23 protein-coding genes, 1 tRNA gene and 1 pseudogene are annotated in these 26,153 nt (G+C 52.4%); 14 read left to right on the top strand and 11 right to left on the bottom strand.

All coding sequences use genetic code 11. The features are described from left to right. Positions 1-72 precede the first annotated feature (72 nt). Positions 73-1,593, top strand: coding sequence for a PAS domain-containing methyl-accepting chemotaxis protein (locus FDX22_RS25715; RefSeq protein ID WP_096755599.1), 1,521 nt, complete (start codon positions 73-75; stop codon positions 1,591-1,593). Positions 1,594-1,637: 44 nt separating this feature from the next. Here FDX22_RS25715 and FDX22_RS25720 read toward each other — a convergent pair whose 3' ends face one another. After that, entirely contained in the window at positions 1,638-2,258 is a 621-nt protein-coding gene (locus FDX22_RS25720; RefSeq protein WP_146717967.1) for a PadR family transcriptional regulator, read from the bottom strand. Between the two features lie 238 nt (positions 2,259-2,496). On the opposite strand from FDX22_RS25720, the gene FDX22_RS25725 reads away from it, so the two are divergent. Continuing rightward, complete coding sequence (locus FDX22_RS25725; RefSeq protein ID WP_146717968.1) at positions 2,497-3,279, top strand: siderophore-interacting protein; 783 nt, start codon at positions 2,497-2,499, stop codon at positions 3,277-3,279. On the opposite strand, the pseudogene FDX22_RS25730 reads toward FDX22_RS25725, so the two are convergent. Then, positions 3,276-4,123, bottom strand: a pseudogene (locus FDX22_RS25730) (helix-turn-helix domain-containing protein). The gene FDX22_RS25725 and the pseudogene FDX22_RS25730 sit on opposite strands and share 4 nt — an antisense overlap. 67 nt (positions 4,124-4,190) lie before the next feature. On the opposite strand from FDX22_RS25730, the gene cfa reads away from it, so the two are divergent. After that, entirely contained in the window at positions 4,191-5,345 is a 1,155-nt protein-coding gene (gene cfa / locus FDX22_RS25735; RefSeq protein ID WP_096755602.1) for a cyclopropane fatty acyl phospholipid synthase, read from the top strand. Positions 5,346-5,597: 252 nt separating this feature from the next. On the opposite strand, the gene FDX22_RS25740 is transcribed toward cfa, so the two are convergent. Beyond that, entirely contained in the window at positions 5,598-7,256 is a 1,659-nt protein-coding gene (locus FDX22_RS25740; RefSeq protein WP_146717969.1) for a glycerone kinase, read from the bottom strand. 183 nt (positions 7,257-7,439) lie between these two features. Here FDX22_RS25740 and FDX22_RS32205 point away from each other — a divergent pair, with 183 nt between their 5' ends. From FDX22_RS32205 to dhaR, 3 genes are all read left to right on the top strand, one after another. Then, positions 7,440-7,562 (top strand): hypothetical protein, encoded by a 123-nt coding sequence (locus FDX22_RS32205; protein WP_255433080.1) that lies wholly within the window; start codon positions 7,440-7,442, stop codon positions 7,560-7,562. 258 nt (positions 7,563-7,820) lie between these two features. Continuing rightward, positions 7,821-8,918: a glycerol dehydrogenase gene (locus FDX22_RS25745; protein ID WP_146717970.1), complete on the top strand. Its 1,098-nt coding sequence runs from the start codon at positions 7,821-7,823 to the stop codon at positions 8,916-8,918. Positions 8,919-9,009: 91 nt separating this feature from the next. After that, positions 9,010-10,935 carry a dihydroxyacetone kinase operon transcriptional regulator DhaR gene (gene dhaR / locus FDX22_RS25750; RefSeq protein ID WP_117342703.1) on the top strand — a complete coding sequence of 642 codons (1,926 nt, stop codon included), beginning with the start codon at positions 9,010-9,012 and terminating at the stop codon, positions 10,933-10,935. On the opposite strand, the gene FDX22_RS25755 is transcribed toward dhaR, so the two are convergent. From FDX22_RS25755 to FDX22_RS25770, 4 genes are read right to left on the bottom strand one after another with little or no spacing between them, the layout of a single operon-like run. Next, positions 10,913-11,443, bottom strand: a complete 531-nt coding sequence (locus FDX22_RS25755) for a cob(I)yrinic acid a,c-diamide adenosyltransferase (RefSeq protein WP_146717971.1) — start codon at positions 11,441-11,443, stop codon at positions 10,913-10,915. The genes dhaR and FDX22_RS25755 overlap by 23 nt on opposite strands. Then, positions 11,444-11,797, bottom strand: coding sequence for a glycerol dehydratase reactivase beta/small subunit family protein (locus tag FDX22_RS25760; protein ID WP_146717972.1), 354 nt, complete (start codon positions 11,795-11,797; stop codon positions 11,444-11,446). A gap of 16 nt (positions 11,798-11,813) precedes the next feature. Continuing rightward, on the bottom strand, positions 11,814-12,977 hold the full coding sequence (gene dhaT, locus FDX22_RS25765; RefSeq protein ID WP_096755608.1) for a 1,3-propanediol dehydrogenase: 1,164 nt from the start codon (positions 12,975-12,977) through the stop codon (positions 11,814-11,816). Positions 12,978-12,999: 22 nt separating this feature from the next. After that, positions 13,000-13,428: a heme-binding protein gene (locus tag FDX22_RS25770; RefSeq protein ID WP_096755609.1), complete on the bottom strand. Its 429-nt coding sequence runs from the start codon at positions 13,426-13,428 to the stop codon at positions 13,000-13,002. Between the two features lie 391 nt (positions 13,429-13,819). Between FDX22_RS25770 and FDX22_RS25775 the strand changes: the two genes are divergently transcribed. The 7 genes from FDX22_RS25775 (at position 13,820) to FDX22_RS25805 (ending at position 20,527) form a co-directional block, all read left to right on the top strand. Then, entirely contained in the window at positions 13,820-15,487 is a 1,668-nt protein-coding gene (locus tag FDX22_RS25775; protein WP_146717973.1) for a propanediol/glycerol family dehydratase large subunit, read from the top strand. Positions 15,488-15,498: 11 nt separating this feature from the next. Beyond that, a complete protein-coding gene (locus FDX22_RS25780; RefSeq protein ID WP_096755611.1) occupies positions 15,499-16,083 on the top strand; it encodes a propanediol/glycerol family dehydratase medium subunit in 585 nt (194 codons plus the stop codon). A gap of 2 nt (positions 16,084-16,085) precedes the next feature. Beyond that, on the top strand, positions 16,086-16,514 hold the full coding sequence (locus FDX22_RS25785) for a diol dehydratase small subunit (RefSeq protein ID WP_146717974.1): 429 nt from the start codon (positions 16,086-16,088) through the stop codon (positions 16,512-16,514). 10 nt (positions 16,515-16,524) lie between these two features. Then, on the top strand, positions 16,525-18,339 hold the full coding sequence (locus tag FDX22_RS25790; protein ID WP_146717975.1) for a diol dehydratase reactivase subunit alpha: 1,815 nt from the start codon (positions 16,525-16,527) through the stop codon (positions 18,337-18,339). 134 nt (positions 18,340-18,473) lie between these two features. Continuing rightward, positions 18,474-18,773: a DUF1889 family protein gene (locus FDX22_RS25795; protein ID WP_115257453.1), complete on the top strand. Its 300-nt coding sequence runs from the start codon at positions 18,474-18,476 to the stop codon at positions 18,771-18,773. A 699-nt stretch (positions 18,774-19,472) separates the two neighbouring features. Further along, a complete protein-coding gene (locus FDX22_RS25800; RefSeq protein WP_135911380.1) occupies positions 19,473-19,811 on the top strand; it encodes a LysR family transcriptional regulator in 339 nt (112 codons plus the stop codon). A 68-nt stretch (positions 19,812-19,879) separates the two neighbouring features. Next, the gene (locus FDX22_RS25805) at positions 19,880-20,527 is read left to right on the top strand and encodes a hypothetical protein (RefSeq protein WP_135953047.1); all 648 of its coding nucleotides are present in this window, start codon (positions 19,880-19,882) and stop codon (positions 20,525-20,527) included. A gap of 147 nt (positions 20,528-20,674) precedes the next feature. On the opposite strand, the gene FDX22_RS32815 is transcribed toward FDX22_RS25805, so the two are convergent. Beyond that, a complete protein-coding gene (locus FDX22_RS32815; protein ID WP_370317892.1) occupies positions 20,675-21,067 on the bottom strand; it encodes a LysR family transcriptional regulator in 393 nt (130 codons plus the stop codon). Positions 21,068-21,331: 264 nt separating this feature from the next. Beyond that, positions 21,332-21,407 (bottom strand) — tRNA-Ile (locus FDX22_RS25815). Positions 21,408-21,531: 124 nt separating this feature from the next. Here FDX22_RS25815 and mug point away from each other — a divergent pair. Then, a complete protein-coding gene (gene mug / locus FDX22_RS25820) occupies positions 21,532-22,038 on the top strand; it encodes a G/U mismatch-specific DNA glycosylase (RefSeq protein WP_115257458.1) in 507 nt (168 codons plus the stop codon). 45 nt (positions 22,039-22,083) lie between these two features. On the opposite strand, the gene rpoD is transcribed toward mug, so the two are convergent. Both rpoD and dnaG read right to left on the bottom strand, forming a co-directional pair. Continuing rightward, positions 22,084-23,928, bottom strand: coding sequence for an RNA polymerase sigma factor RpoD (gene rpoD / locus FDX22_RS25825; RefSeq protein WP_096755616.1), 1,845 nt, complete (start codon positions 23,926-23,928; stop codon positions 22,084-22,086). Positions 23,929-24,212: 284 nt separating this feature from the next. Continuing rightward, complete coding sequence (gene dnaG, locus FDX22_RS25830) at positions 24,213-25,958, bottom strand: DNA primase (RefSeq protein ID WP_117342687.1); 1,746 nt, start codon at positions 25,956-25,958, stop codon at positions 24,213-24,215. Between the last annotated feature and the right edge of the window lie 195 nt (positions 25,959-26,153).

Consider the following 26,153-nt stretch of genomic DNA (forward strand, 5'->3'; position numbering starts at 1 on the left):
ATAAAAAAATTATCGCCGAAATAACATATGCCGAAAAAGTTAACAACCAGATAACCTGCATAGGACGCAACCATGTCTTCTGATCCCTACGTTAGTCAGCAGCATACTCCGCTGGATGATGATATTACCCTCATGTCGACTACCGATTTACAAAGCTACATCACTCATGCGAATGACACATTTGTCCAGGTTAGCGGCTATCAGCTGAGCGAGCTGCTCGGCAAGCCGCATAATCAGGTTCGTCACCCGGACATGCCCAAGGCGGCATTTGCTGATATGTGGTACACGCTGCAACAGGGGGAGCCATGGAGCGGTATTGTAAAAAATCGCTGTAAAAACGGCGATCACTACTGGGTGCGAGCCAATGCGGTGCCGATGGTACGTGAAGGGCGAATGACCGGGTATATGTCGATTCGAACCCGGGCGACGCAGGAGGAGATTGCGGCGGTCGAGCCGTTGTATCAGGCGCTAAATGAAGGACGTTGCAACAAACGCATCCATAAGGGACTCGTGGTGCGTAAAAGTTGGCTGGGAAAGCTGCCGGCGCTGCCGGTTCGCTGGCGGGTGCGCAGCGTGATGACACTGATGTTTGCCGTGCTGGCGGCAGCGTTGCAGCAAATGGGCGCGGCGTGGCCGCTGCTGCTGGTGAGTGCGCTGGTGATGCTGGCGGGTACGGCGATTTTCGAATGGCAAATTGTACGCCCGATAGAAAATGTCGCCCGCCAGGCGCTGAAAGTGGCGACCGGCGAGCGCAACAGCGTGACGCACCTGAACCGCAGCGATGAGTTGGGCCTGATGCTGCGGGCGGTGGGGCAACTGGGATTAATGTGCCGCTGGCTTATTCACGACGTTTCAAGCCAGGTTTCCTGCGTGCGTAACGACAGCGATACGCTGGCAAAAGGTAGCGATGATTTAAACAAGCACACCCAGCAAACGGTTGAAAACGTGCAGGAAACGGTGACGACGATGAACCAGATGGCGGCGTCGGTGAAGCAAAACTCGGCGACAGCATCTGCGGCTGACAAACTCTCGATTGCCGCCAGCAGTGCGGCAACGCAGGGAGGCGAGGCGATGGAGACGGTGATCAAAACGATGGACGATATCGCCAGCAGCACCCAGCGTATCGGCACCATCACCACGCTGATTAACGATATTGCTTTCCAGACCAATATCCTGGCATTGAATGCGGCGGTTGAAGCGGCGCGAGCGGGCGAGCAGGGGAAAGGGTTTGCCGTCGTGGCGGGGGAAGTACGCCATCTTGCCAGCCGGAGCGCCAGTGCGGCGAATGACATCCGCAAGCTGATTGATGCCAGTGCCGACAAGGTGCAGTCCGGATCCAGCCAGGTTCACGCCGCTGGCCGCACGATGGACGACATTGTGGCGCAGGTACAGAACGTCACCCAACTGATTGCACAAATCAGTCATTCGACGCTGGAACAGGCAGACGGGCTGACCAGCCTGACTCGTGCGGTGAATGAGTTGAGCAACATTACGCAGAAAAATGCCGAACTGGTTGAAGAGAGCGCGCAAATTTCAGTGCGGGTGAAACATCGCGCCGGGCGCCTGGAAGATGCGGTGACGGTGCTGCATTAAGCACCGCTATTCGGGCGGAACAACGGTTCCGCCCGATGACCCGATTAATCCAGCTGAGCGATATCCAGCGCTGCGCGATCGATAATACCGATGATTTTTTTGATCTGCGCATCGCTGGTGTCACCGTGATTGACCCGCAGATCCAGCACGGCTTTAAAGTTTTCCAGCGCGCGTTTCATCTGCGGGTTTTTACGTAATTCAAAGCCAACGCAGCGTGCTTTAACGCGTTCATGAATAAGCGCCAGATGCTCGCGATTCTCCTCCAGCCACTGCTGGCCTTGCGCCGTGATCGTGATCTGTTTACGCCCACCTTCCTCTTCGCTGATGACAATCAGCTCTTGATCCTGCAAGAAATCCAGCGTCGGATAAATCACCCCTGGACTCGGCGTGTAGTGGCCCTGGGTCAGCGTTTCGATGGCTTTGATCAGCTCATAGCCGTGGCTGGCATCGCGGGTCAAAATATCCAGAATCACCAGGCGTAATTCGCCGTGACCGAAGAAACGCTGACGACGCCCGCCGCCACCGCGGCCATGGCGATGCCCGCAGCCGTGCTCGTGGTGATGTCCTTCACTGTTGCAGCCTTCGTGGCGATGTTCTTCGCCTTTGCAGCAACCTTCGTGTGGGTGATCTGTATGTTTGCAGCAACCGTCATGGTGGTTTTGCATAGTAGTCTCCAGATGTTATTTCGATATATCTAATTTATATCTAAAAGTTATGATTTTGCAAGTGCGTGATAGGCTGGTGTTTTAATTGATTGATTTTTATGTCAATTATTATCAATGGTGAGAAGGGGATTTACGCCGTGGCGTGTATCAAAAAAATGCTTGCAATCTTTGTTATTAGCAATCATTATCATTTGAATGTTAATTTAGATATATCGTATTATCCTCACGAAGGCGAAAAATGACAAAAAACACCTCACGCTACCCCCAGCGCGTTCGTAATGAACTGCGCTTCCGTGAACTTACCGTCCTGCACGTTGAGCGTATCAGCGCAGGTTTTCAGCGCATCGTGCTGGGCGGGGAGGCGCTGGACGGCTTCAGCTCACGCGGCTTTGATGACCACGCCAAAGTTTTCTTTCCTGAGCCAGGCAGCCATTTTGTGCCGCCGGTGGTTACCGATGAGGGCATCGTCTGGGCTGACGGTGTGCGCCCTGCGTCCCGGGATTACACGCCGCTATACGATGATGCGCGTCATGAACTGGCGCTGGATTTTTATATTCACGACGGTGGCGTGGCGAGTACGTGGGCGATGCATGCCCGTGCAGGGGATACACTGACGATTGGCGGACCGCGCGGCTCGCTGGTGGTACCGGAAGAGTATGCGTATCAGGTTTATGTGTGCGATGAATCGGGAATGCCTGCATTGCGCCGTCGCCTGGAAGCGCTCTGTCGTTTAGCGCGACGCCCGAACGTCACGGCGCTGGTGAGCGTGCAGGATGCGGCGTATCAGGACTACCTTGCCCATCTGGATGGGTTTGCTATCCAGTGGTTTGTCGGGCATGACGAACAGGCGGTGGATGACGCGCTGGCTCGGCTGACGGTGCCTGCAGACGATTATTTCATCTGGGTAACCGGCGAAGGGAAAGTGGTAAAAAATTTGAGCGCCCGCTTTGAAACCGAAGCGTTTGACCCGCAGCGGGTGCGTGCGGCAGCCTACTGGCATCAGCGGAAAGCGGCTGATTAATAATTTGACGGCGGAACGCCAAATGCCTGGCGGAACGCGTAGCTAAACGCCGCGGTGCTCGAATACCCCACGTCGAGCGCCACGGCGGTAACGCTTTTATTTTTCTTCAGCATTAACACCGATTCCAGAATACGCATCTTTTGCTTCCAGACGCTGAACGGTAACCCGGTTTCTTTTTTGAAATGACGCGAGAAAGTTCGGGCGGACATGCCAAGATGATTAGCCCAGTACTCCACCGAGTGTTCCCGTGCAGGAGATTCCTGTATTGTCCGGCACACTTTTGTTAATTCTGCATCCTGCGGCCAGGGTAATACAAAGGCGACTTCCGGTAATTGCAAAATAATATCGACCAGCACGCTCACCAGTTTTCCTTCTTTTGACTGGCTATCATAATGGCCTGAAATAACGTTGGTGGCGTAATGAATAAACTCTCTGGCGAAATCACTGATCGCCACCACTTTACACTCGTCGATGCGCTTCTCTAGAAAGCCTGGCTTAATATCCAGATTCTCTAAATACACGTCATCCAGCGCCCATACCGCATGCTCAATATTATTCGGGATCCAGATACCGTAATGTGCGGGAATTATCCAGCATTTACCGGCGACATCAATGCGCATACTGCCCTTACGGGCGAAGTGAAACTGGGTAAATGCGTGTGAATGCGGTGGAACATGGTTATTCGCTTCAAGGACATAAGAACGAAAGTACACGTCCTGCGGCAGTTCCGCCATTGAATCATCCGGGAAAGAACTCCACTGTTTTTGCCTGAGGGTGTCCATAAAAAATACCTGATACTTCCGGTGATGTGGCTTCTGTTCGATAGATCTTGTCCGCAAATCATAATACATACACCCTGTTTTCCATAATAATCTTGCGTAAGAATTATTCGTCCACCTTTGGTAAATACCATGAATTCGCTGTGTTCTGATGCTGTCATCGTCAATGAAACAAATGATAACTGGACCCGAATGGGGAAAGACCTGCTCCAGCAGGCTGATATCCAGATTAATGGTTCGCGCGCCTGGGACATTCAACTTCACCATGCCGGTTTCTTTAAACGGGTGCTGCAACAAGGCTCGTTAGGGCTGGGTGAAAGCTATATGGAAGGCTGGTGGGATTGCGAGCGGCTCGATATTCTGTTCTGCAAAATCCTTAAAGCAAAACTCGACCAAAAAATGCCGGGCAATCTGAAAGATATTTTACGCATTGCCAGCGCGCGTTTGTTTAATCTGCAATCACGCAGCCGTGCCTGGATTGTCGGCAAAGAACACTACGATATAGGTAACGATCTTTTCGCCCTGATGCTTGATCCCCACATGCAATATTCCTGCGGCTACTGGAAAGACGCGACAACATTAGACGACGCGCAGAATGCCAAATTAAAAATGATTTGCGAGAAGCTGCAATTGCAACCGGGCATGCGTTTGCTGGATATCGGTTGCGGCTGGGGCGGGCTGGCTGAATATGCCGCACGCCATTATGGCGTAGCGGTAGACGGGGTTACCATCTCGAAAGAACAGCAGAAAATGGCGCAGCAGCGCTGTGACGGGCTGGATGTCACTATTCTGCTGCAGGATTATCGCGACCTCGATAAACACTATGATCGTATTGTCTCCGTGGGGATGTTTGAACACGTGGGCCCGAAAAACTACGACACCTATTTCAGTATTGCCGACCGCTGCTTAAAACCCGATGGACTGTTCCTGCTGCATACCATTGGTAGCAATAAAAAAGGGATGAGTGTGGATCCGTGGATCAATAAATATATCTTCCCAAACGGCTGTTTACCGGCGATTTCCCACATTGCCGAGGCCAGCGAATCGCGGTTTGTGATGGAGGACTGGCATAACTTCGGCAGCGACTACGATAAAACGCTGATGGCCTGGCATGAACGGTTTAACCAGGCATGGCCGACTCTGTCGTCGCGTTATTCCGCGACCTTCAAAAGGATGTTTAATTACTATTTATGCGCGTGTGCTGGGGCATTCCGTGCCAGAGATATCGAGCTTTGGCAGGTGCTGTTTAGCCGGGGCGTAGAGGGAGGACTTCGCGTTTATCGTTAATGTTTTGCCGGAGTGCGTACTTCGTAGGCCGGATAAGCGAAGCGCAACAGCCTTTCTTCGCCGGATGGCGGCGCAAACGCCTTATCCGGCCTATAAAAGTGAGCAAACCGTAGGCCTGATAAGCGAAGCGCCATCAGGCATTTCTTCGCCGGATATCAGCGCAAGCGCCTTATCCGGCCTACAAAAGCGAGTAAACCGCAGGCCTGATAAGCATAGCGCCATCAGGCATTGATAACCCGTAGAACGAAGAACTTAGCCCAACTCACTCTCTGCCAGCGCTTTAAACACCATTGCCACCGCGTGTGCGCCGGGGTCCATATTACCAAGCAGGCTCTCACTGCTGAGATACGACGCGCGCCCGGCGTTGGCTTTGCTCGACAGGCAGGTCCGTTCTGCGCCTGCCAGCGCAGCGTCATAGGCGGCTTGCAGGTTATGTGGTTGTGCCAGTAGCGATGTTAGCGCGGGCTGCAGCGCATCAATCATCGTACGATCGCCTTCATCTGCACCACCGTAGAACTTCATCTGGGCTAGCCCCGTATTCAGCGCATCGGCGACCTCGGCACCCTGCTCCAGCTTTTGTCCGGCAGCGGTGAAGAAAATTGACATCAATACGCCGCTGGAGCCACCCATGACCACGGTCAGGCGCTCGCCAATCAGTGCAAACAACGTGGCAAGGTTAGCCAGCGGAAGCTGCTGGTGATGTAGCAGGTCGGCAATTTCACGCGCACCTGCGGCAAAGGTTGACCCGGTATCGCCGTCGCCGACTTTCGCATCCAGCGCATTGAGGTGTGCTTCAAGATTGGCGAGCGTTGCGGTGACTTGCTCAATAATCCCGGCAACCTGTTCGTTAGCCGAAGGCTGAAATTCCACGCGTGCACTGCGCTGAGATGACGGCACGGTCGTGATGTCACGTGGCGGCACGGGCGTTGACCAGTTACTGGTTTCCACTTCGGTCAACAGCGCTTTTTCGATGCTTTCTTCCAGCACCATGGCGGTCAGCGAGAAGCCTTTCATATCCAGCGCGGTGACCAGCGAGGCCGGGCCAATCAGCCAGTCGATACGTTCGTGCAGCGGGCTGTTGGCCAGTTCGCGGGTAATGATGGCCATTTCGGCAACGGAAACGCCGCCGAGGTTATTGATCATCACTGCCAGACGGCCGGTTTCCGGCAGGGCGGCCATCAGCGTCTCTACCATCAGATTAACCACCTGCGCGCTGTTTTGCGTGTCAATCACCGACGCACCCGGCTCGCCGTGAATGCCCATGCCCAGCTCTGCATGGCCCGGATGGTGACGCGGAGCCTCGTCGGTCTCCTGTGGCAAATGACAGCTGGAGAGTGCGACGCCCAGGCTGAAGGTGTTGTTCGCCGCATACTGTGCTTCACGCAGCACGGTAGCGAGGTTGTAGCCACGATCGGCGAAATAGCCGGCAACTTTGTGCACCAGGATGGTGCCAGCGATCCCGCGTGGGTGCTTGTTATCCGGTAGCGAAATGTCGTCGCCGACGATCAGCATTTCGACGTTATAACCGAGCCGACGCGCTTTCTCGGCGGCCAGGCCAAAATTTAGGCGATCGCCGGTGTAGTTCTTCACGATCAGCAGGCAGCCTGCCTCACCGGTCACCGCCTGAATGGCGGTCAGTACCGCATCGACGCTCGGGGAGGCAAACACGTCACCGCAAACCGCGGCGGTTAACATGCCTTTACCGATAAATCCAACGTGGGCGGGTTCGTGACCTGAGCCACCGCCGGAGATCACCGCGACGTTCTCTTTGTTGAGATCGCGACGCACCACGATGCGGATGGCCGGATCGCTCTCCAGGCGTGCCAGGTTATTCCACGGACTGGCGATAATCGTACCGTCGATGACATCGTTAACGAGATGGGTACGCTGGTTAAAAAAGAATTGAGACATAACGGCTCCGGCAGGTTGAGTATTAAACAAACCCCCGAATGCATGGTCATGGTAGCGGAGGCGATGGAGAGATTCTGGCCGAGTCAGCGCGGAAAAAAACTCAAGTAAAATGAGTTTCATTTCGGAACGTAAAAACTGTTTTTTGTTCCTAAATGGAACGTAATGACGAATGGAAATGGCTAAATGCGAACCCACGCGGCTTTTTTCACCGGCCGTCAGGGCGGGCTGTTCGGGACAGAGCGCTTTTTTTTGCCGGTTATTCCGGCGGTAGATAACGAAAAGGCGAAACCGGGCCTCTTTGCGTGACAGAAATATGGGCTAAAGGAACGGATCGGGATCGCAAACCTTATCTTTTTTGGGGTTAATTGTTTCAATGTGGAACGTATGTTCCTTTTATCCGTTTCATATCAGAACAAAAAGACGAATGATTTTTTTGTACTCGCCTCGCCATACAGTGATTGCATCGCTCCGGTAGCGCTTTGTTTTCGCCGTTAGCATCAGGCTAAACAGGTCAATGCCAGGGCTCATCATGTCAAAACATGTACTTATTTGAGGATGAAAGGAATGCTAAACGTTATTCAATCTCCAGCCAAATATCTCCAGGGCCCTGATGCATCTATCTTATTTGGTCAATATGCTAAAAATCTGGCGGACAGCTTTTTTGTGATTGCGGATGATTTCGTGATGAATCTGGCGGGAGAGAAAGTGCTCAATGGCCTGCATAATCACGATATTAGCTGCCATGCGGAACGCTTTAACGGCGAATGCAGCCATGTGGAAATTAATCGTTTGATTGCCATTCTGAAGCAACACGGTTGCCGTGGCGTGGTCGGGATCGGTGGCGGCAAAACGCTGGATACCGCCAAAGCGATTGGCTATTACCAGAAGCTGCCGGTGGTGGTGATCCCGACCATCGCCTCGACCGATGCGCCAACCAGCGCGCTGTCGGTCATTTATACCGAAGCCGGTGAGTTTGAAGAGTATCTGATCTACCCGAAAAACCCGGATATGGTGGTGATGGATACCGCGATTATCGCCAAAGCACCGGTGCGTTTGTTGGTTGCCGGGATGGGCGATGCGCTCTCTACCTGGTTTGAAGCGAAGGCCTGTTATGACGCCCGCGCGACCAGCATGGCGGGTGGACAGTCCACCGTGGCAGCATTGAGCCTGGCGCGCCTGTGTTATGATACGTTGCTGGCAGAAGGCGAAAAAGCCCGCTGCGCGGCGCAGGCAGGCGTCGTAACCGATGCGCTGGAGCGCATTGTGGAAGCGAACACCTATCTTAGCGGTATTGGTTTTGAAAGCAGCGGCCTCGCGGGGGCGCATGCGATTCATAACGGCTTCACGATTCTGGAAGAGTGCCACCATTTGTACCATGGCGAAAAAGTCGCGTTTGGTACGCTGGCGCAGCTGGTGTTGCAGAACAGCCCGATGGAAGAGATCGAAACCGTGCTGGCGTTCTGTCAAAAAGTCGGCCTGCCAGTCACCCTGGCGCAAATGGGCGTGAAAGACGGCATTGACGACAAAATTCATGCTGTTGCCAAAGCCACCTGCACAGAAGGTGAAACCATTCACAACATGCCGTTCCCGGTGACGCCTGAAAGCGTGCATGCCGCTATTCTGACGGCAGACCTGTTGGGACAGCAGTGGCTGGCGCGTTAATCAGACATCAGTAACGCTCTGCGCCGGCATTTTCTCCCCTCTGACCGTCTCTGTCGGAGGGGGTGTCCAGGGTAAAACAGCGGAAAGGAATATGACGGCGCACACTCAGAACATTGGAAAGGACGTCTCTTCGGTTATTGCCCAGTCATGGCACCGTTGCAGTAAGTTTATGCAGCGGGAAACCTGGCAGGCGCCGCATCAGGCGCAAGGGCTGACGTTTGCCTCGATTTGCCGCCGCAAGACTGCGCTGGTGACGATTGCTCAGGCCGCACTGGAAGACGCCTGGGAGTTTATGGATGGTCGTCCCTGTGCACTGTTTATCCTCGATGAGTCCGCCTGTATTCTCAGCCGCTGCGGCGATCCACAGACGGTGGAACAGCTGGCGGAGCTGGGTTTTCTCGACGGCAGCTACTGTGCGGAGAGTATTATTGGTAGCTGTGCGCTGTCGCTGGCGACTATGCCGGGGCAGCCAACAAAAACTTCAGGCGATCAGCACTTTAAAAAAGCGCTACATCCGTGGTCGTTCTGCTCAACGCCGGTATTTGATAACCACGGGCGACTGTTTGGCTCCATCTCGCTGTGCTGCCTGGTGGAACATGAGTCCGTTTCCGATCTCTCCCTGACGCTGGCGATTGCCAGAGAGGTAGGCAATTCGTTGCTGACCGACAGCCTGTTGGCTGAATCTAATCGCCATCTGAATCAGATGTACGGGCTGCTGGAGAGCATGGATGATGGCGTGATGGCATGGAACGAACAGGGTGTGTTGCAGTTCCTCAATGCGCGTGCCGCCATGCTGTTACATCTGGATGTGCAGGCCAGTCAGGGGAAAAATCTTCATGACCTGGTGAATATGCCGATGCTGTTGCGCCGGGCAATCAAACATGCTCGTGGCCTCAATCACGTCGAAGTCACCTTTGAGAGCCAGCACCAGTTTGTTGATGCGGTGATCACTTTAAAGCCGATTGTGGAAGAGCAGGGCAACAGCTTTATTCTGCTGCTGCATCCGGTCGAGCAAATGCGCCAGCTGATGACCAGTCAGTTGGGCAAAGTAAGCCATACTTTTGAGCAGATGTCGGCGGACGATCCGGAAACCCGACGGCTGATCCATTTTGGCCGCCAGGCGGCGAGGGGAAGTTTTCCGATCCTGCTGTGCGGCGAAGAGGGCGTCGGTAAAGAGCTGCTCAGTCAGGCGATCCACAATGAAAGTGAACGGGCCAGCGGCCCGTATATCGCCGTTAACTGTCAGCTGTATGCCAACAGCGTGCTGGGACAGGATTTTATGGGCAGCGCGCCAACCGATGATGAAAACGGCCGACTGAGCCGCCTTGAACTGGCGAACGGCGGTACGCTGTTTCTGGAAAAAATCGAATATTTGGCACCGGAGTTACAGTCTGCATTATTGCAGGTGATCAAGCAGGGGGTGCTGACCCGTCTCGACGCTCGACGCCTGATCCCGGTGGATGTGAAAGTGATCGCCACCACCACGGTCGATCTTGCCAATCTGGTGGAACAAAACCGCTTTAGTCGTCAGCTGTATTACGCGCTGCACTCGTTTGAAATCGTTATTCCGCCGCTGCGCGCGCGGCGCAACAGCATTCCGGCGCTGATTTATACTCGCCTGAACAGCCTGAAAAAACGCTTTTCATCCAGCCTGAAGGTGGATGATGACGCGCTGGCGCAGCTGGTGGCTTATTCGTGGCCGGGTAATGATTTCGAGCTGAACAGCATTATCGAGAACATCGCCATCAGCAGCGAGAATGGCCATATTCGCCTGAGCAACCTGCCAGATTATCTGTTTGCCGAACGACCGGGTATGGATACGACATCTTCGCTGCTGCCTGCCAGCCTGACGTTTACCGCCATCGAAAAAGAGGCGATTATCCACGCCGCCCGCGTCACCAGCGGGCGCGTGCAGGAGATGTCGCAGCTGCTGAACATTGGGCGCACCACGCTGTGGCGCAAGATGAAGCAATACGACATCGACGCCAGCCAGTTTAAGCGCAAACATCTGGAGTAGTTTCTTCGATTCTGGCCATCGAAAAGAGCGCGTCGGACAAGCGATTGATGTACCGCTTTAGTTCGTCGCGCACGGCGAGCGTTCTGTCCATCGCCGTGAGAATACGCTCCAGCCGACGTGCCAGCGTGCGCGCTACGTGTAGTTGTGCCGATGCGAGGTTTTTCCCCGGAATGACAAATTCTTTCAGCGGGCCGCTGTGCGCCATATTGCGGTCAATCAGCCGCTCCAGTCTCTGAATATCTTCATCGCTAATCGTCTGCTTCAGGCGAATGATCCCTTTATCGTCGCTGGCGAGTTCCGCACCCAGCACAAACAGCGTCTTCTGGACGGTATGCAGATCCTTGCGTAGCTCGGTCTGGTGGGTTGTGGCATAGCATACGCCCAGTTGGGAAATCAGTTCATCTACCGTGCCATAGGCGTTAACGCGGATGTCGTCTTTGTCGATGCGGTTGCCGCCAAATAGCGCGGTGGTGCCTTTATCGCCGGTTCGGGTATAGATGCGATACATTTATGTTATCTCACTGAAGGGAAGCACGTTGACCAGTTGGCCTGCGTTGGCGCCGAGCGTGCGGATCTGCTCGATCCCGGCGGCGATATGCCCGCAGATCAGCGCCCGATCCTCGGGCAACTGGGCATGCGTTAAGGCAATCTCGCCGCTCACGCTGAGGCCGAGACCTACGCGCAGCGCCGAGCTTTTTGCAGCCCGTCTGCTGAGCGCCAGCGCGTTGCCGCTGTCGTCGCAGCTGATGGCCCGGCACGGGACGCCTTGCTCTTCCAGCCCCCAGCATAGTTCATCAAGCACGCGGGAATCCTGCCAGCATGGGTGATAAAACAGGTTTACGCTCGGTGATGAAAGTGGCATCGCGTCCCCTTTGTTGTCAGAAAGCCTGATGGAAGAGCGCGGCAATTTCTTTCTCGTTACCTTTACGTGGGTTCGAGAATGCGTTGCCGTCCTTCAGGGCCATCTCTGCCATATACGGGAAATCGGCCTCTTTTACGCCCAGTTCGCGCAGATGCTGTGGAATGCCGATATCAGCAGACAGGCGGGCAATAGCGTGAATCGCCAACTCGGCGGCGTCCATGGTAGACAGGCCGTCGGTGTTCTCGCCCATAAACTCGGCGATATCGGCAAATTTTTCCGGATTAGCGATCAGGTTATAACGTGCCACGTGCGGTAGCAGTACGGCATTCGCCACGCCGTGCGGCATGTCATACAGGCCGCCAAGCTGGTGCGCCATGGCGTGTACGTAGCCGAGGTTGGCGTTGTTAAAGGCCATCCCCGCCAGCAGTGAAGCGTAGGCCATGTTCTCGCGAGCTTTCAGGTTGCTGCCCAGCGCTACGGCCTGGCGTAAGTTACGGGCGATCAGGCGGATTGCCTGAATAGCGGCGGCATCGGTGACCGGATTTGCATCTTTGGAAATGTAGGCTTCCACGGCGTGGGTCAAGGCATCCATCCCGGTGGCCGCGGTCAGAGGCGCAGGTTTGCCAAGCATCAGCAGCGGATCGTTAATCGATACTGACGGCAGGTTGCGCCAGCTGACAATGACAAATTTCACTTTTGTTTTGGTGTTGGTCAGTACGCAGTGACGGGTCACTTCACTGGCGGTACCGGCGGTGGTGTTGACCGCAATGATAGGCGGTAGCGGGTGGGTCAGGGTTTCAATTCCGGCATAGCTGTAGAGATCGCCTTCGTGAGTGGCCGCGATACCAATACCTTTACCGCAGTCATGTGGGCTACCGCCGCCGACGGTGACAATAATATCGCATTGCTCCTGACGAAACACCGCAAGGCCATCGCGTACGTTGGTGTCTTTGGGGTTTGGCTCGACGCCGTCAAATATTGCTACTTCAATACCGGCTTCACGCAAATGCGCGAGCGTTTTATCTACCGCACCGTCTTTAATTGCCCGCAGGCCTTTATCGGTCACCAGCAGGGCTTTTTTCCCACCCAGTAGTTTGCAGCGTTCACCCACTACGGAAACAGCATTGGGGCCAAAAAAGTTCACATTTGGCACCAGATAATCAAACATACGATAGCTCATAATATACCTTCTTACGTTTATTTTATAATTCAGAGAAGCAATATAGTGCGGTTTCAGCTAATAGCTGGTCCTGTTCGACGGTGCCACCACTCACGCCGACGGCGCCAATTATTTTTCCATTTAATATAACTGGAAGCCCTCCGCCGAAAATAATAATGCGCTGTTGGTTGGTGAGCTGCAGGCCATAAAGCGATGCACCGGGTTGCACCGCATCGGTAATTTCGTGAGTACCCTGTCGCAGGCAGCAGGCGGTCCAGGCCTTATTGAGTGAAATATCGCAGCTGGTGACAAACGCCTCATCCATACGCTGGATCAGCAGCGTGTTTCCGCCGTGGTCAACAACGGAAAAGACGACCGGGACGTTGATTTCAAGCGCTTTAGCCTCAACGGCGGCCGCCATTTTCTGTGCGGCCGCCAGCGTGATGGTGGCGATGGGTTGGCTCTTATTCACGGTATCTCCTGTTAATTGTGTAGGGCTGAGGTCACGAAAAATATCGCGCGCAGCTATTTTTATCATTGGGTTTTCTTTATTTTCGCGCAGCACGTTATTAAGTCAATACAGTAAAAAATTCTAAAATAGCAAGTGAGTGATCTTCCTTTGGCGTTTATTGATAATGATCATTTAACCTCGTCACAATTCTCTATGAATATTCCAAATACGCGTTTCAATATGAAACGATGCGTTTTAATTGCGTGCCAAATTGGAACGTAATTAATTTTATTTTTTTATTATTCTGCTCATTTAAAGTTCGGCTATTGCTGATAAAGGCGATTGCTGGGACGGTAAACCACCAGCGATACGGCCCGGCGTCCTTATTATTTACTTTTTGAGTCAACGCGCTATGAGAAGATCAAAACGATTCGAAGTTCTTGCCCAGCGGCCTGTCAATCAGGATGGGCTGATTGGCGAATGGCCGGAAGAGGGGCTGATCGCCATGGAAAGCCCCTACGATCCCGCGTCGTCGGTGAAGGTGGAAAATGGCCGTATTGTGGAACTGGACGGTAAAGATCGTGCACAGTTCGACATGATTGACCGTTTTATTGCTGACTACGCGATTAACGTCGCGGAAACCGAACGGGCAATGCAACTCGACGCGCTGGACATCGCCAGAATGCTGGTGGATATCCACGTCAGTCGGGAAGATATTATTGCCATTACCACCGCCATCACCCCGGCGAAAGCGGTGGAGGTGATGGCAAAAATGAACGTGGTGGAAATGATGATGGCGCTGCAAAAAATGCGCGCCAGACGCACACCCTCTAACCAGTGTCACGTCACCAACCTGAAAGATAACCCGGTGCAAATTGCCGCCGATGCCGCCGAGGCGGGGATCCGTGGTTTTTCCGAGCAAGAAACGACCGTAGGCATCGCCCGCTATGCGCCGTTTAACGCGCTGGCGCTGCTGGTTGGTTCGCAGTGCGGCCGTCCTGGCGTGCTTACCCAATGTTCCGTTGAAGAAGCCACCGAACTGGAACTGGGTATGCGCGGCTTAACCAGCTACGCCGAAACGGTGTCGGTATACGGTACAGAGTCAGTGTTTACTGACGGCGATGACACGCCGTGGTCAAAATCCTTTCTCGCCTCGGCCTACGCTTCCCGCGGGCTGAAGATGCGCTACACCTCTGGCACTGGCTCGGAGGCGCTGATGGGGTACTCAGAAAGCAAATCAATGCTGTATCTGGAGTCGCGCTGCATTTTTATCACTAAGGGCGCGGGCGTTCAGGGGCTGCAAAACGGCGCGGTCAGCTGTATTGGTATGACCGGGGCTGTACCGTCGGGGATCCGTGCTGTGCTGGCGGAAAACCTGATTGCCTCGATGCTCGACCTCGAAGTGGCGTCGGCGAATGACCAGACCTTCTCGCACTCCGATATTCGCCGCACCGCCCGCACATTGATGCAGATGCTGCCCGGTACCGACTTTATCTTTTCCGGCTACAGCGCGGTACCGAACTACGACAACATGTTTGCTGGGTCGAACTTCGATGCCGAGGACTTTGATGATTACAACATTCTGCAACGTGATCTGATGGTTGATGGCGGTCTGCGTCCGGTAACGGAAGAGGAAACTATCGCTATTCGCAATCAGGCGGCTCGCGCTATTCAGGCGGTGTTTCGCGAGCTGGGCCTGCCGCTGATTAGCGATGAAGAGGTCGACGCCGCCACCTATGCTCACGGCAGCAAAGATATGCCCGCGCGTAATGTGGTAGAGGATTTGGCCGCGGTGGAAGAAATGATGAAGCGCAATATCACCGGGCTGGATGTTGTTGGCGCGCTGAGTGCCAGCGGTTTTGACGATATCGCCAGCAACATTCTCAACATGTTGAGGCAGCGTGTGACCGGCGATTATCTGCAAACATCCGCCATTCTGGATCGCCAGTTTGAGGTGGTCAGCGCCGTTAATGACATCAATGATTATCAGGGGCCCGGCACCGGCTATCGCATCTCTGCCGAACGCTGGGCGGAAATTAAAAATATTGCGGGTGTGGTTCAGCCTGGCAGCATTGAATAAGGCGGTATGCGGTGGAATGTACAACTGAACGTAAGCCGGTTTTCACCTTGCAGGTTAGCGAAGGCGAGGCGGCAAAAGCGGACGATCGCGCGGATGAAGTGGTGATTGGCGTTGGGCCAGCCTTTGATAAATACCAGCATAAGACCCTGATTGATATGCCGCACAAGGCGATCCTGAAAGAGCTGGTGGCCGGAATTGAAGAAGAGGGATTACATGCGCGGGTGGTCAGAGTTTTGCGCACTTCGGATGTCTCCTTTATGGCCTGGGATGCAGCAAATCTGAGCGGCTCCGGCATCGGCATTGGTATTCAGTCGAAAGGAACCACGGTGATTCATCAGCGTGATTTGCTGCCGCTGAGCAACCTGGAGCTTTTTTCTCAGGCCCCGCTGCTGACGCTGGAAACCTATCGCCAGATTGGTAAGAACGCCGCGCGTTACGCACGCAAAGAGTCGCCCTCGCCGGTACCGGTCGTTAATGACCAGATGGTGCGACCGAAATTTATGGCCAAGGCTGCGCTGTTCCACATTAAAGAAACCAAACACGTGGTGCAGGATGCCGCGCCTGTCACGCTGCATATTGCCTTAGTAAGGGAATGACGATGAACGAAAACATCATGACCGCGCAGGATTATCCGTTAGCGACTCGCTGCCCGGAGAAAATCCTCACGCCCACCGGAAAGCCGTTAACTGATATTACTCTTGAGAATGTACTGGCAGGGCGTGTGGGGCCACAGGATGTGCGTATTTCTCAGCAAACGCTGGAGTATCAGGCGCAGATCGCCGAGCAGATGCAGCGTCACGCCGTGGCGCGTAATTTCCGCCGTGCGGCGGAACTGATTGACATCCCAGATGCTCGCATTCTGGAAATCTACAATGCGCTGCGCCCATTTCGTTCTTCATTTACGGAGTTACAGGCCATTGCCGATGAACTGGAGCACACCTGGCATGCCACGGTGAATGCCGGGTTTGTCCGCGAGTCGGCAGACGTGTACCAGCAGAGAAACAAGCTGCGTAAAGGCAGTCAGTGACGGAGGCGGTATGCCGTTAATTGCAGGGATTGATATCGGCAACGCCACCACGGAAGTGGCGCTGGCGCAGGATGGCCGGTTTGTTGCCAGCGGGATCGTCGCGACCACGGGCATGAAAGGCACGCGGGATAACATTGCCGGGGTAGTGGCCTCCCTGCAGCAGGCGCTGGAAAAAACGTCGTCGTCGCTTCAGGATGTGACGAAAATCTGCATCAACGAGGCCGCGCCGGTCATTGGTGATGTGGCGATGGAGACGATCACCGAAACCATCATCACTGAATCGACAATGATTGGTCATAACCCGCAAACGCCAGGCGGTGTTGGCGTAGGGATGGGTACCACGATCGCCGTGGAGAAACTGGCATCGTTGAGCCTCGATCGGTTTGCGCAGGGCTGGATCCCGCTGGTGGGCGCAGAGATGGATTTTCTCGAGGCGGTGTGGCTTATCAATGCGGCGCTGGATCGCGGCGTCGACGTGGTGGCGGCGATCCTGAAAAAGGACGATGGCGTACTGGTCAATAATCGTCTGCGACGAACGCTGCCGGTGATTGATGAAGTCACGCTGCTGGAGAAGGTCCCGGAAGGGGTGCTGGCGGCGGTAGAAGTGGCGGCAGCAGGACAGGTGGTTCGGGTACTGTCGAATCCTTATGGCATCGCCACTTTCTTTGCCCTGACGCCGGAGGAAACAAAAACGATCGTCCCGATCGCCAGGGCACTGATCGGCAACCGATCCGCTGTGGTGCTGAAAACCCCGCAGGGCGAAGTGCAATCACGGGTGATCCCGGCGGGCAAGATCTTTATCAGTGGTGAAAAGCGCGGCGGAGAAGCCGATGTGGCCCAAGGCGCTCAGGCAATTATGCAAGCGATGAACGCCTGTGCGCCGGTCTGCGACATTCGCGGTGAGGCTGGTACTCACGCGGGTGGCATGCTGGAGCGCGTGCGTAAGGTGATGGCCTCGCTGAGCGGGCACGATATGAATTCAGTACATATTCAGGATCTGCTGGCGGTCGATACGTTTATTCCCCGTAAAGTCCAGGGCGGTGTTGCCGGGGAATATTCAATGGAAAACGCGGTTGGCATTGCGGCGATGGTGAAATCCGATCGGCTACAGATGCAGACGATCGCCCGTGAGCTGAGTGTGCGGCTGAATACGCCGGTTGAAGTGGGGGGCGTGGAGGCCAATATGGCGGTGGCCGGGGCATTGACGACGCCAGGATGCGCCGCGCCGTTGGCGATCCTCGACTTAGGTGCCGGATCCACCGATGCCGCGATTATCCATAACGATGGCACCGTTAAGGCGATACATCTGGCGGGAGCAGGGAACATGGTCAGCTTGCTTATCAAAACGGAGCTCGGCTTGAGCGATTCTTTTCTGGCAGAGGAGATAAAAAAATATCCGCTGGCGAAAGTGGAGAGTCTGTTCAGTATTCGCCACGAGAACGGCGCGGTGGAGTTCTTTCGTGAACCGCTCAGCCCGTCGGTGTTTGCCAAAGTGGTGTATCTGAAAGCGGGCAAAGCCATCCCCATTGAGAACCAGACGTCGCTGGAGAAAATTCGGCTGGTACGTCGTCAGGCCAAGGAGAAGGTCTTTGTGACGAACTGCCTGCGCGCATTGCGGCAGGTCTCACCCGGCGGCTCAATTCGCAACATCTCTTTTGTGGTGCTGGTGGGCGGTTCATCGCTGGATTTTGAAATCCCGCAGATGATCACCGACGCGCTGGCGCATTACGGCGTTGTTGCCGGTCAGGGCAATATTCGGGGAACCGAAGGGCCACGAAATGCGGTGGCAACCGGGCTGGTTTTGGCTGGTGATGCGAAAAAATAGTGCAGAAAACCACCACCGCAAGCGTTTGGCTGCGGCATAAATCAAATAAAGGCAACGTTCTCTTTGATATCCCGGCTGACTTGGGTACATAGTATAAAGGTGTTTAATACGCGGTTAATTTTAAGGATAAGAGCATGCCAACAGCAATTGAGAAAGCATTGGATTTTATTGGTGGTATGAACACATCGGCGCCAGTACCCCATTCCATGGATGAAAGTACGGCCAAGGGAATTTTAAAATATTTGCATGATTTAGGTGTGCCAGTGAGCGCAGCAGATGTGATGGCACGCGGTGAGCAAGAGGGATGGAATCCTGAGTTCACAAAAAAAGTCGCTGGATGGGCTGAAAAAGTCGCCTCCGGTAACCGTATCCTTATCAAGAACCCTGAGTACTTTTCGACCTATATGCAGGAGCAGCTCAAAGAACTCGTGTGAGCTGACTATCGAATAACACGCTAACGGACGTTTCCACTTTCAAGGTGGTGGCGTCCAAAAGAGTTGCCCTCAACCAGCCAGACAGTGCCGATTTTTTTGCGTTGGTGCAGATGGACACATTGTGTACCGCTCCGCTTAATTGAACGTGTTGAATCCTCTAATTTAACTTCAGCATTAACATTATCAGATTAACACTGGACGGTGGGGGTGCTTTTACGCTGCCCGGAATGTGCGTGGTTACCCTATTGAAACTAATTTTTAATACTTTGCTAAACGACGGTTAAGACTTTTCTCGAATTTATTTATTTATGAAACCTAACTGATAAATCGACATTTCTTTTGTTTTGCCAACCATTTTTCGACGACTAATGTAAGTTTTAAGAATAGAAAACTCTTAAATAACATGGGCTTTAATAGAATTCGGTTTCTTATTTTATTATTGATAGTATCTCAAATAATAAAACTTATTAAATCATTGAGTAATATTTAACTATTTCATTTTTTAATGTTTTCGGAATTTAACTCTATCTGCTTTGATTTATCTGATTTTTTTCACTTCCTTATTAAAAAAGGTATGAAATAATCGTCTTTGTTTTTGCTTTTATTAATTGTTTTTACCTAATGTTTCTATTTTTGCATGGTTATTGCACCTTTGAAAAGAAAAGTATATTTTGGTAAAAAGTTATTGAGGCGTTTAATATGGATTTAATTAATTATGACTCTAGGCTTCGTCATCTTATGGATGTGGATTTTAGGTCCATACTAACGTTTATCGTTTTTGTTGACACGGGCAGTTTGTATGGTGCCTCACTGGTACTTGGTTGTTCTGCATCATCTATTAGCCTGCACTTGAAAAGAGTCAGAAGTTACTTTAATGACACCCTTTTCATACGTGAAGGTCGCAATCTCAATCCTACTGAATATGCTGTGGAATTAAGTCATCAACTTAAACTTGCATTTTATAATCTTGATACTGTCTGTCATGGGGAAAGTGCTGTTGCCGATTGTGAATTAGCTATCGGTGAAAATAAAAATTAATGAAACATAACCATTGGTTATGCTAAATAGTGCTTTTAAAATGTATTCGACAAAAAATAGAGCATAATATGGAAAATTTAAATTTTTCCTACGAGCGGGTATTGGTTATGGACACTATCTATTATAGTGCCGTTGGGCTATGTGCCTTTATTGATAGCCTGGCAGGTCGCTCAATTAGTCTAAGAGTAATGACGCTTTCTGCATTGCAGAAACAAGTGTCAGCCCGTCATGGGGAACCAGGGCGGGTACTCGTTATTACCGAGTTAACGAGCGAAAGTGAGACGCTGGCGGAAGGATTAGCATTCTTAAAATTTGCAAAGGACGAGTGGCCTGCAGACCAATATAGTATTATTGTTTTTACCCGTTTACGTGACCCTCTGTTGCTGGCAGCAGTCGCAAATCTTCAACCTATGGGCATTGTTCATCGCGCGGAGGCGATTAATATCTTATCTAAACTCATGTTTTTCTCCGCTGACGCATCATCAGGCACGATCATGAGTCCGTTAATCACCAGGAAAGTCGGCCAGGTCAGCGGAGTTCGATTACCACAAAGGGAATTGCAGTGGTTTGTCCTGCAGACAGAAAAAATAGGACTGAACGAAACAGCGAGGCGAATGGGGATTAGCTATAAAACTGCTGCTACCTATCGGAAAAGAATATCAGTCCGTCTTCAATTAAGTTTACGTGAAATTAATGAAAGAGTGTCACGATTATAAGTGAGAGAGATAATATTGCCATATCCCGCTGTACGGATTGCCGACAGCAATGTAGTCGTGATTTTATTATTAAAGCGATTGTCAGTTTACCTCAGCATGCACAATTTAGGGTTCTCGTTGTGAATAACTATGTGCTTGCCACGACGTTTATGAAATCTGCTCTACGGCAGTTGAGGAAATGTCAGTGCTGGACGTCATTGCATATAAGAGATTCCTTATTGCAGGGCTAATGTCGTTATACAGTAATTGTGCCTCTTCTGTTGGTATTAAACAACGGCCCTCTCTGCTGAATAGTTTTTCGGGAAAACAAGTACAAAATTTTTTCAACGAAAGGCTCACTGCAGATGGTGAACAGTTCATATAGTATGAAGCAGAAACTATCCCCCCTGTATTCATGACTGCGGCAAAAACAAGAATGTTGTTAATCGAAATATTCAGGTTTTTGAATTTTGAAAAATCAGATTGTGTAAGCAATGAATTATCCTTTTGAATTAATTTTCTTAAAAGAATATAAACATATAAGAAAATCAAAACAAACAATATAATAGATATATCTAAATATACGTTTTGATATAATGTAATGAAAATAGAGGGTTAGCCACCCTTTCTGATTTTTCCCTTCAATTCAATGTCGGCATAAGAGGGCTTTTCCTGACATCGCCATCACCAAGGATGTAGTGTTCAAGAAGACATACCTGAGAATGGATGGGGATCATAGCCGTATTGCATGTTGGGGAAGCGGACCCAAATTGCATCCAAAGAAAAAGGAGTCAGACGATCTCTCATCTAACTCCTTGTTTTGTTTGGTGGCCCCTGCTGGACTTGAACCAGCGACCAAGCGATTATGAGTCGCCTGCTCTAACCACTGAGCTAAGGGGCCGTGGCGGTGGATTATAAAGTAACTCTGCGTTGCAATCCAGCCATAAGCGTACGGATGCTGTTTTTATAAACAATGTGTTTTCAGTCCGTTATACTGGTTGCCTGATGTATTGTGCGGAGTGATTATGGTTAAGGACATACTGGCGCCGGGGCTGCGGGTGGTTTTTTGCGGCATCAATCCGGGGCTTTCTTCGGCAGGTACAGGTTTTCCCTTTGCGCATCCTGCTAACCGCTTTTGGAAGGTCATCCATCAGGCGGGATTTACCGATCGCCTGCTAAAGCCAGAAGAGGCACAACACCTGCTGGATTTTCGCTGTGGCGTCACCAAATTTGTCGACAGGCCGACGGTGCAGGCCAATGAAGTGAAGCTCGAGGAGATGCGTAGCGGTGGTCGTCAGCTCGTTGAGAAGATTGAAGACTATCAGCCAGCGGCGCTCGCTATTTTGGGAAAACAGGCATTTGAGCAAGGCTTTAGCCAGCGTGGTGCACAGTGGGGGAAACAGACGCTGACGATTGGCGCGACGCAGATCTGGGTGTTGCCGAACCCGAGTGGGTTAAGCCGGATTACGCTGGATAAGTTAGTGGCGGCGTATCGGGAATTAGATGACGCGCTGGTTATGCGTGGGATGTGAAAAAAAACGCCACCTTGCGGTGGCGTTGATGTTTATACGGCGAGATTAATCGTCGAGGAAGCTACGCAGCACTTCAGAACGGCTCGGGTGACGCAGTTTACGCAGCGCCTTCGCTTCGATCTGACGGATACGTTCGCGGGTAACGTCGAACTGTTTCCCGACTTCTTCCAGCGTGTGGTCGGTGTTCATATCGATACCGAAACGCATACGCAGAACTTTTGCTTCACGCGCTGTCAGGCCAGCCAGAACGTCGTGCGTTGCGGCACGCAGGCTCTCGGTAGTGGCAGAGTCCAGCGGCAGCTCGAGGGTGGTATCCTCGATGAAATCACCCAGATGCGAATCTTCATCGTCGCCGATCGGCGTTTCCATGGAGATAGGCTCTTTGGCAATCTTCAGCACTTTACGGATCTTGTCTTCCGGCATTAGCATGCGTTCAGCCAGCTCTTCCGGCGTTGGCTCGCGGCCCATCTCTTGCAGCATCTGGCGGGAGATACGGTTGAGCTTGTTAATGGTCTCAATCATATGCACCGGAATACGAATGGTACGCGCCTGATCTGCGATAGAGCGGGTGATCGCCTGACGGATCCACCAGGTTGCATAGGTGGAGAACTTATAACCACGACGGTATTCAAACTTATCTACCGCTTTCATCAGACCGATGTTGCCTTCCTGAATCAGATCGAGGAATTGCAGACCGCGGTTGGTGTATTTCTTAGCGATAGAGATAACCAGACGCAAGTTCGCTTCAACCATCTCTTTTTTCGCACGGCGGGCTTTCGCTTCACCGATGGACATACGACGGTTGATGTCTTTAACCTGCTCGATGGTCAGGCCGGTTTCTTCTTCAATTTGACGCAGTTTCTGCAGGCCGCGGTGGACATCATCTGCCACGTCGTGCAGTTTTTCAGACCACGGTTTGTTCATCGCGATAGCCGCGTTGAACCAGGTTTCGCTGGTTTCGTTGCCGGTGAACAGGGTGATGAAGTTTTTCTTCGGCATTTTGCACTGCTCAACGCAGAGCTTCATGATCAGACGTTCCTGAGTACGCACGCGGTCCATCATGACGCGCATGCTGTTTACCAGGTAGTCGAACTGCTTCGGCACCAGGCGGAACTGTTTGAACACTTCAGACAGCTTCTGAATTTCTTCCTGCGCGGCAGCATGGCTGCGGCCTTTCGCTTTGATAGTGTCGCGGGTGATTTCGTACTGAGTACGCAGTTCACCGAATTTCTCGCGCGCTAATTCAGGGTCGATGCTGTTGTCGTCATCGCTGCTGTCGTCGTCTTCTTCTTCATCTTCGTCTTCGTCGTCATCCATCTCTTCCTGAGAGAGTTCAGACCCGACGTGCGTCGCCGTTGGTGCCATGTCTTCTTCCGCGTTCGGATCGACAAAGCCGGTGATCAGGTCGGAAAGACGCGCTTCTTCAGCTTCTACGCGATCGTACTGCTCGAGCAGATAGGTGATGGCTTCCGGGTATTCTGCAACGGAGCATTGAACCTGGTTAATCCCGTCTTCGATACGTTTAGCGATGTCAATTTCGCCTTCACGGGTTAACAGTTCAACGGTACCCATTTCACGCATGTACATGCGCACCGGGTCAGTTGTACGACCGATTTCGGACTCAACGCTGGACAGAACCTGGGCAGCCGCTTCTTCCGCGTCTTCATCGGTGCTGTTGGAGGTTTCAGCAAGCAGCAGATCATCGGCATCCGGTGCTTCTTCCATCACCTGAATACCCATGTCATTGATCATTTGGATGATGTCTTCGATTTGATCTGAATCGACGATATCTTCCGGCAGATGGTCATTGACCTCGGCATAGGTCAGATAGCCTTGCTCCTTACCACGTTGGACAAGTAGCTTCAGCTGTGACTGCGGGTTTTGCTCCATAAGACGGTATCCACACTTAATTCGTTTGATTGGTGTTGGGCGGTAAAACCGCCAACGGCAAAACGAGGGCATACTTATATTTTGCCGCTGCCTCTCCGTGCGGCTGTCGGGGGCTTCCCGATCGATATTCGGCAGTTAAGCCGTTAAATACTTCATCTTTCACGTTGTCTCTGCGTTAGCTGCGTTCTCTCTTCCTGGTCATGTACTTATGTACACTCCCAGGCGTTCGTTCACTTGCTGCCTTGATACAACGCGAATGATTTTGTCTTTGTTTTGTCTTTCTCTTATTTCTTGGCCAGTTCCTGGTTCAGCGTCCAGAGTTCCCGGCGTTCTTCGTTGCTTAAACCATGTGTGCGCTCACGAGCTATCAACTCTTCCTGGCGCAGTTCAAGCATCGAATCAAACATATGGTTGAGTGAGTCGGTGAAGGTTTTTTCCGCGATATCTTTATCTGCTATATCGTCCCACATCGACAGTTTTTCAAGGGTGGCCGCATCATTTGTGCCACGATAGTGTTCTAACAGTTGTCCGGTGGTCAGACCTGGCTGGGCCAGACAAGTGTTGACCAGTTCTCTGAATAAGCCAAGGCCGGGCAACTTATTTTGATCCAGAGCGCCTAACGGCGGCACCAGCGGGGCTAAACCTGGGTTCTGTACCAGTAACCCTATAAGTATACGCATGGTCGTACGTTTTAGCTGTGGAACAGGGCGGGAAGCTCCATTTTCTGCCAGTTTTGGCATTAAACGTTCAAGCTGGCTGTCATCCAGAATGCCGAGCTTGTTTCCCAACTCCTGCCGCAGATAAATGCGCAACGTTTCGCCCGGGACCTGCGTGATCAGCGGCAATGCCAGCGTACTGAGCTGTGCTCGTCCGTCCGGGGTACTCAAATCTACCTGTGGTAACAGGCTGTTAAACAGAAACGCGGAGAGCGGTAAGGCTTGCTCCATCCGGGCTTCAAAGGCTTCTTTCCCTTCTTTACGCACCAGCGTATCGGGATCTTCACCGTCAGGTAGAAACATAAAGCGCAGCTGGCGTCCGTCCGTCATATACGGCAGTGCAGTTTCCAGCGCGCGCCATGCGGCATCGCGTCCGGCCCGGTCACCGTCGTAACAACAAATCACTTGGTTCGTCGCACGGAACAACAGCTGGATGTGATCAGCAGTGGTTGACGTCCCGAGGGAGGCCACGGCGTAGTTAATGCCGTATTGGGCCAACGCCACCACATCCATATAGCCTTCAACCACTAACAGGCGCTGCGGATCGGCGTTATCCTGCTGGGCTTCATAAAGGCCATACAGCTGGCGACCTTTATGGAAAATATCGGTTTCCGGGGAGTTCAGGTACTTCGGCAGGGCATCGCCCAGCACGCGTCCACCAAAACCAATGACCCGACCGCGTTTGTCGCGGATAGGGAACATCACTCGCTCACGGAAGCGATCGTAACTGCGTCCCTGATCGTTGGTCACCAACATACCCGCGTCAATCAATGCCTGGCGATTCTCAGGGTTGCCGCCAAACCGTTTCAGGACGTTGTCCCAACCGGGGGGGGCAAAACCAATAGCAAAACGATCGATCACGTCGCTACTGAGTCCTCGCTTTTCCAGGTACTGGCGCGCAGGGGTAGCGGCGGGTTGTATCAGAGACTGTTGATAAAAAGTGTTCAGGCCGTCCATCAATTGATAGAGGCTTTGCCGTTGATGGCGCTCTATCTGACTGGGGCCGTTGCCTGCTTCATAAGGCACTTCAAGGTTGTGCATTGCGGCCAGTTCTTCGACGGTTTCCACAAACTCGAGCTTGTCGTAGTTCATGAGAAAGTCGACGGCGTTGCCGTGCGCGCCACACCCAAAGCAGTGATAAAACTGTTTTTCACCGTTTACGGTGAAAGAGGGGGTTTTCTCGTTATGGAACGGACAACACGCATGATAATTTTTGCCCTGCTTTTTCAGCTTAACTCGTGCATCGATGAGATCGACGATGTCGGTTCTTGCCAGCAGGTCATTAATGAATACACGTGGGATTCGTCCAGCCATATGCCCCGTTATTACACTTCATCCTTCAAACTGTCTCTGCGTTGGCTGCGCTCGCTCACCCCTGTCACTTACTTAAGTAAGCTCCGGGGATTCACTCACTTGCCGTCTTGATACAGTGTGAATGATTTTGTGTAGTTACTGATGTATAAACGAAAATAAGCCGCGCATTCCTTCCGGAAGCACGGCCTTACAACT

The sequence above is a fragment of the Citrobacter sp. TBCS-14 genome (assembly GCF_005280805.1).
Lineage (GTDB): Bacteria > Pseudomonadota > Gammaproteobacteria > Enterobacterales > Enterobacteriaceae > Citrobacter > Citrobacter gillenii.

Excerpts from the sequence above, each read along its gene's own strand:
- FDX22_RS25715 (WP_096755599.1), top strand. The coding sequence starts at position 73 with ATGTCTTCTGATCCCTACGTTAGTCAGCAGCATACTCCGCTGGATGAT.
- FDX22_RS25720 (WP_146717967.1), bottom strand. The coding sequence starts at position 2,258 with ATGCAAAACCACCATGACGGTTGCTGCAAACATACAGATCACCCACAC.
- FDX22_RS25725 (WP_146717968.1), top strand. The coding sequence starts at position 2,497 with ATGACAAAAAACACCTCACGCTACCCCCAGCGCGTTCGTAATGAACTG.
- cfa (WP_096755602.1), top strand. The coding sequence starts at position 4,191 with ATGAATTCGCTGTGTTCTGATGCTGTCATCGTCAATGAAACAAATGAT.
- FDX22_RS25740 (WP_146717969.1), bottom strand. The coding sequence starts at position 7,256 with ATGTCTCAATTCTTTTTTAACCAGCGTACCCATCTCGTTAACGATGTC.
- FDX22_RS32205 (WP_255433080.1), top strand. The coding sequence starts at position 7,440 with ATGCGAACCCACGCGGCTTTTTTCACCGGCCGTCAGGGCGGGCTGTTC.
- FDX22_RS25745 (WP_146717970.1), top strand. The coding sequence starts at position 7,821 with ATGCTAAACGTTATTCAATCTCCAGCCAAATATCTCCAGGGCCCTGAT.
- dhaR (WP_117342703.1), top strand. The coding sequence starts at position 9,010 with ATGACGGCGCACACTCAGAACATTGGAAAGGACGTCTCTTCGGTTATT.
- FDX22_RS25755 (WP_146717971.1), bottom strand. The coding sequence starts at position 11,443 with ATGTATCGCATCTATACCCGAACCGGCGATAAAGGCACCACCGCGCTA.
- FDX22_RS25760 (WP_146717972.1), bottom strand. The coding sequence starts at position 11,797 with ATGCCACTTTCATCACCGAGCGTAAACCTGTTTTATCACCCATGCTGG.
- dhaT (WP_096755608.1), bottom strand. The coding sequence starts at position 12,977 with ATGAGCTATCGTATGTTTGATTATCTGGTGCCAAATGTGAACTTTTTT.
- FDX22_RS25775 (WP_146717973.1), top strand. The coding sequence starts at position 13,820 with ATGAGAAGATCAAAACGATTCGAAGTTCTTGCCCAGCGGCCTGTCAAT.
- FDX22_RS25785 (WP_146717974.1), top strand. The coding sequence starts at position 16,086 with ATGAACGAAAACATCATGACCGCGCAGGATTATCCGTTAGCGACTCGC.
- FDX22_RS25790 (WP_146717975.1), top strand. The coding sequence starts at position 16,525 with ATGCCGTTAATTGCAGGGATTGATATCGGCAACGCCACCACGGAAGTG.
- FDX22_RS25795 (WP_115257453.1), top strand. The coding sequence starts at position 18,474 with ATGCCAACAGCAATTGAGAAAGCATTGGATTTTATTGGTGGTATGAAC.
- FDX22_RS25800 (WP_135911380.1), top strand. The coding sequence starts at position 19,473 with ATGGATTTAATTAATTATGACTCTAGGCTTCGTCATCTTATGGATGTG.
- FDX22_RS25805 (WP_135953047.1), top strand. The coding sequence starts at position 19,880 with ATGGAAAATTTAAATTTTTCCTACGAGCGGGTATTGGTTATGGACACT.
- mug (WP_115257458.1), top strand. The coding sequence starts at position 21,532 with ATGGTTAAGGACATACTGGCGCCGGGGCTGCGGGTGGTTTTTTGCGGC.
- rpoD (WP_096755616.1), bottom strand. The coding sequence starts at position 23,928 with ATGGAGCAAAACCCGCAGTCACAGCTGAAGCTACTTGTCCAACGTGGT.
- dnaG (WP_117342687.1), bottom strand. The coding sequence starts at position 25,958 with ATGGCTGGACGAATCCCACGTGTATTCATTAATGACCTGCTGGCAAGA.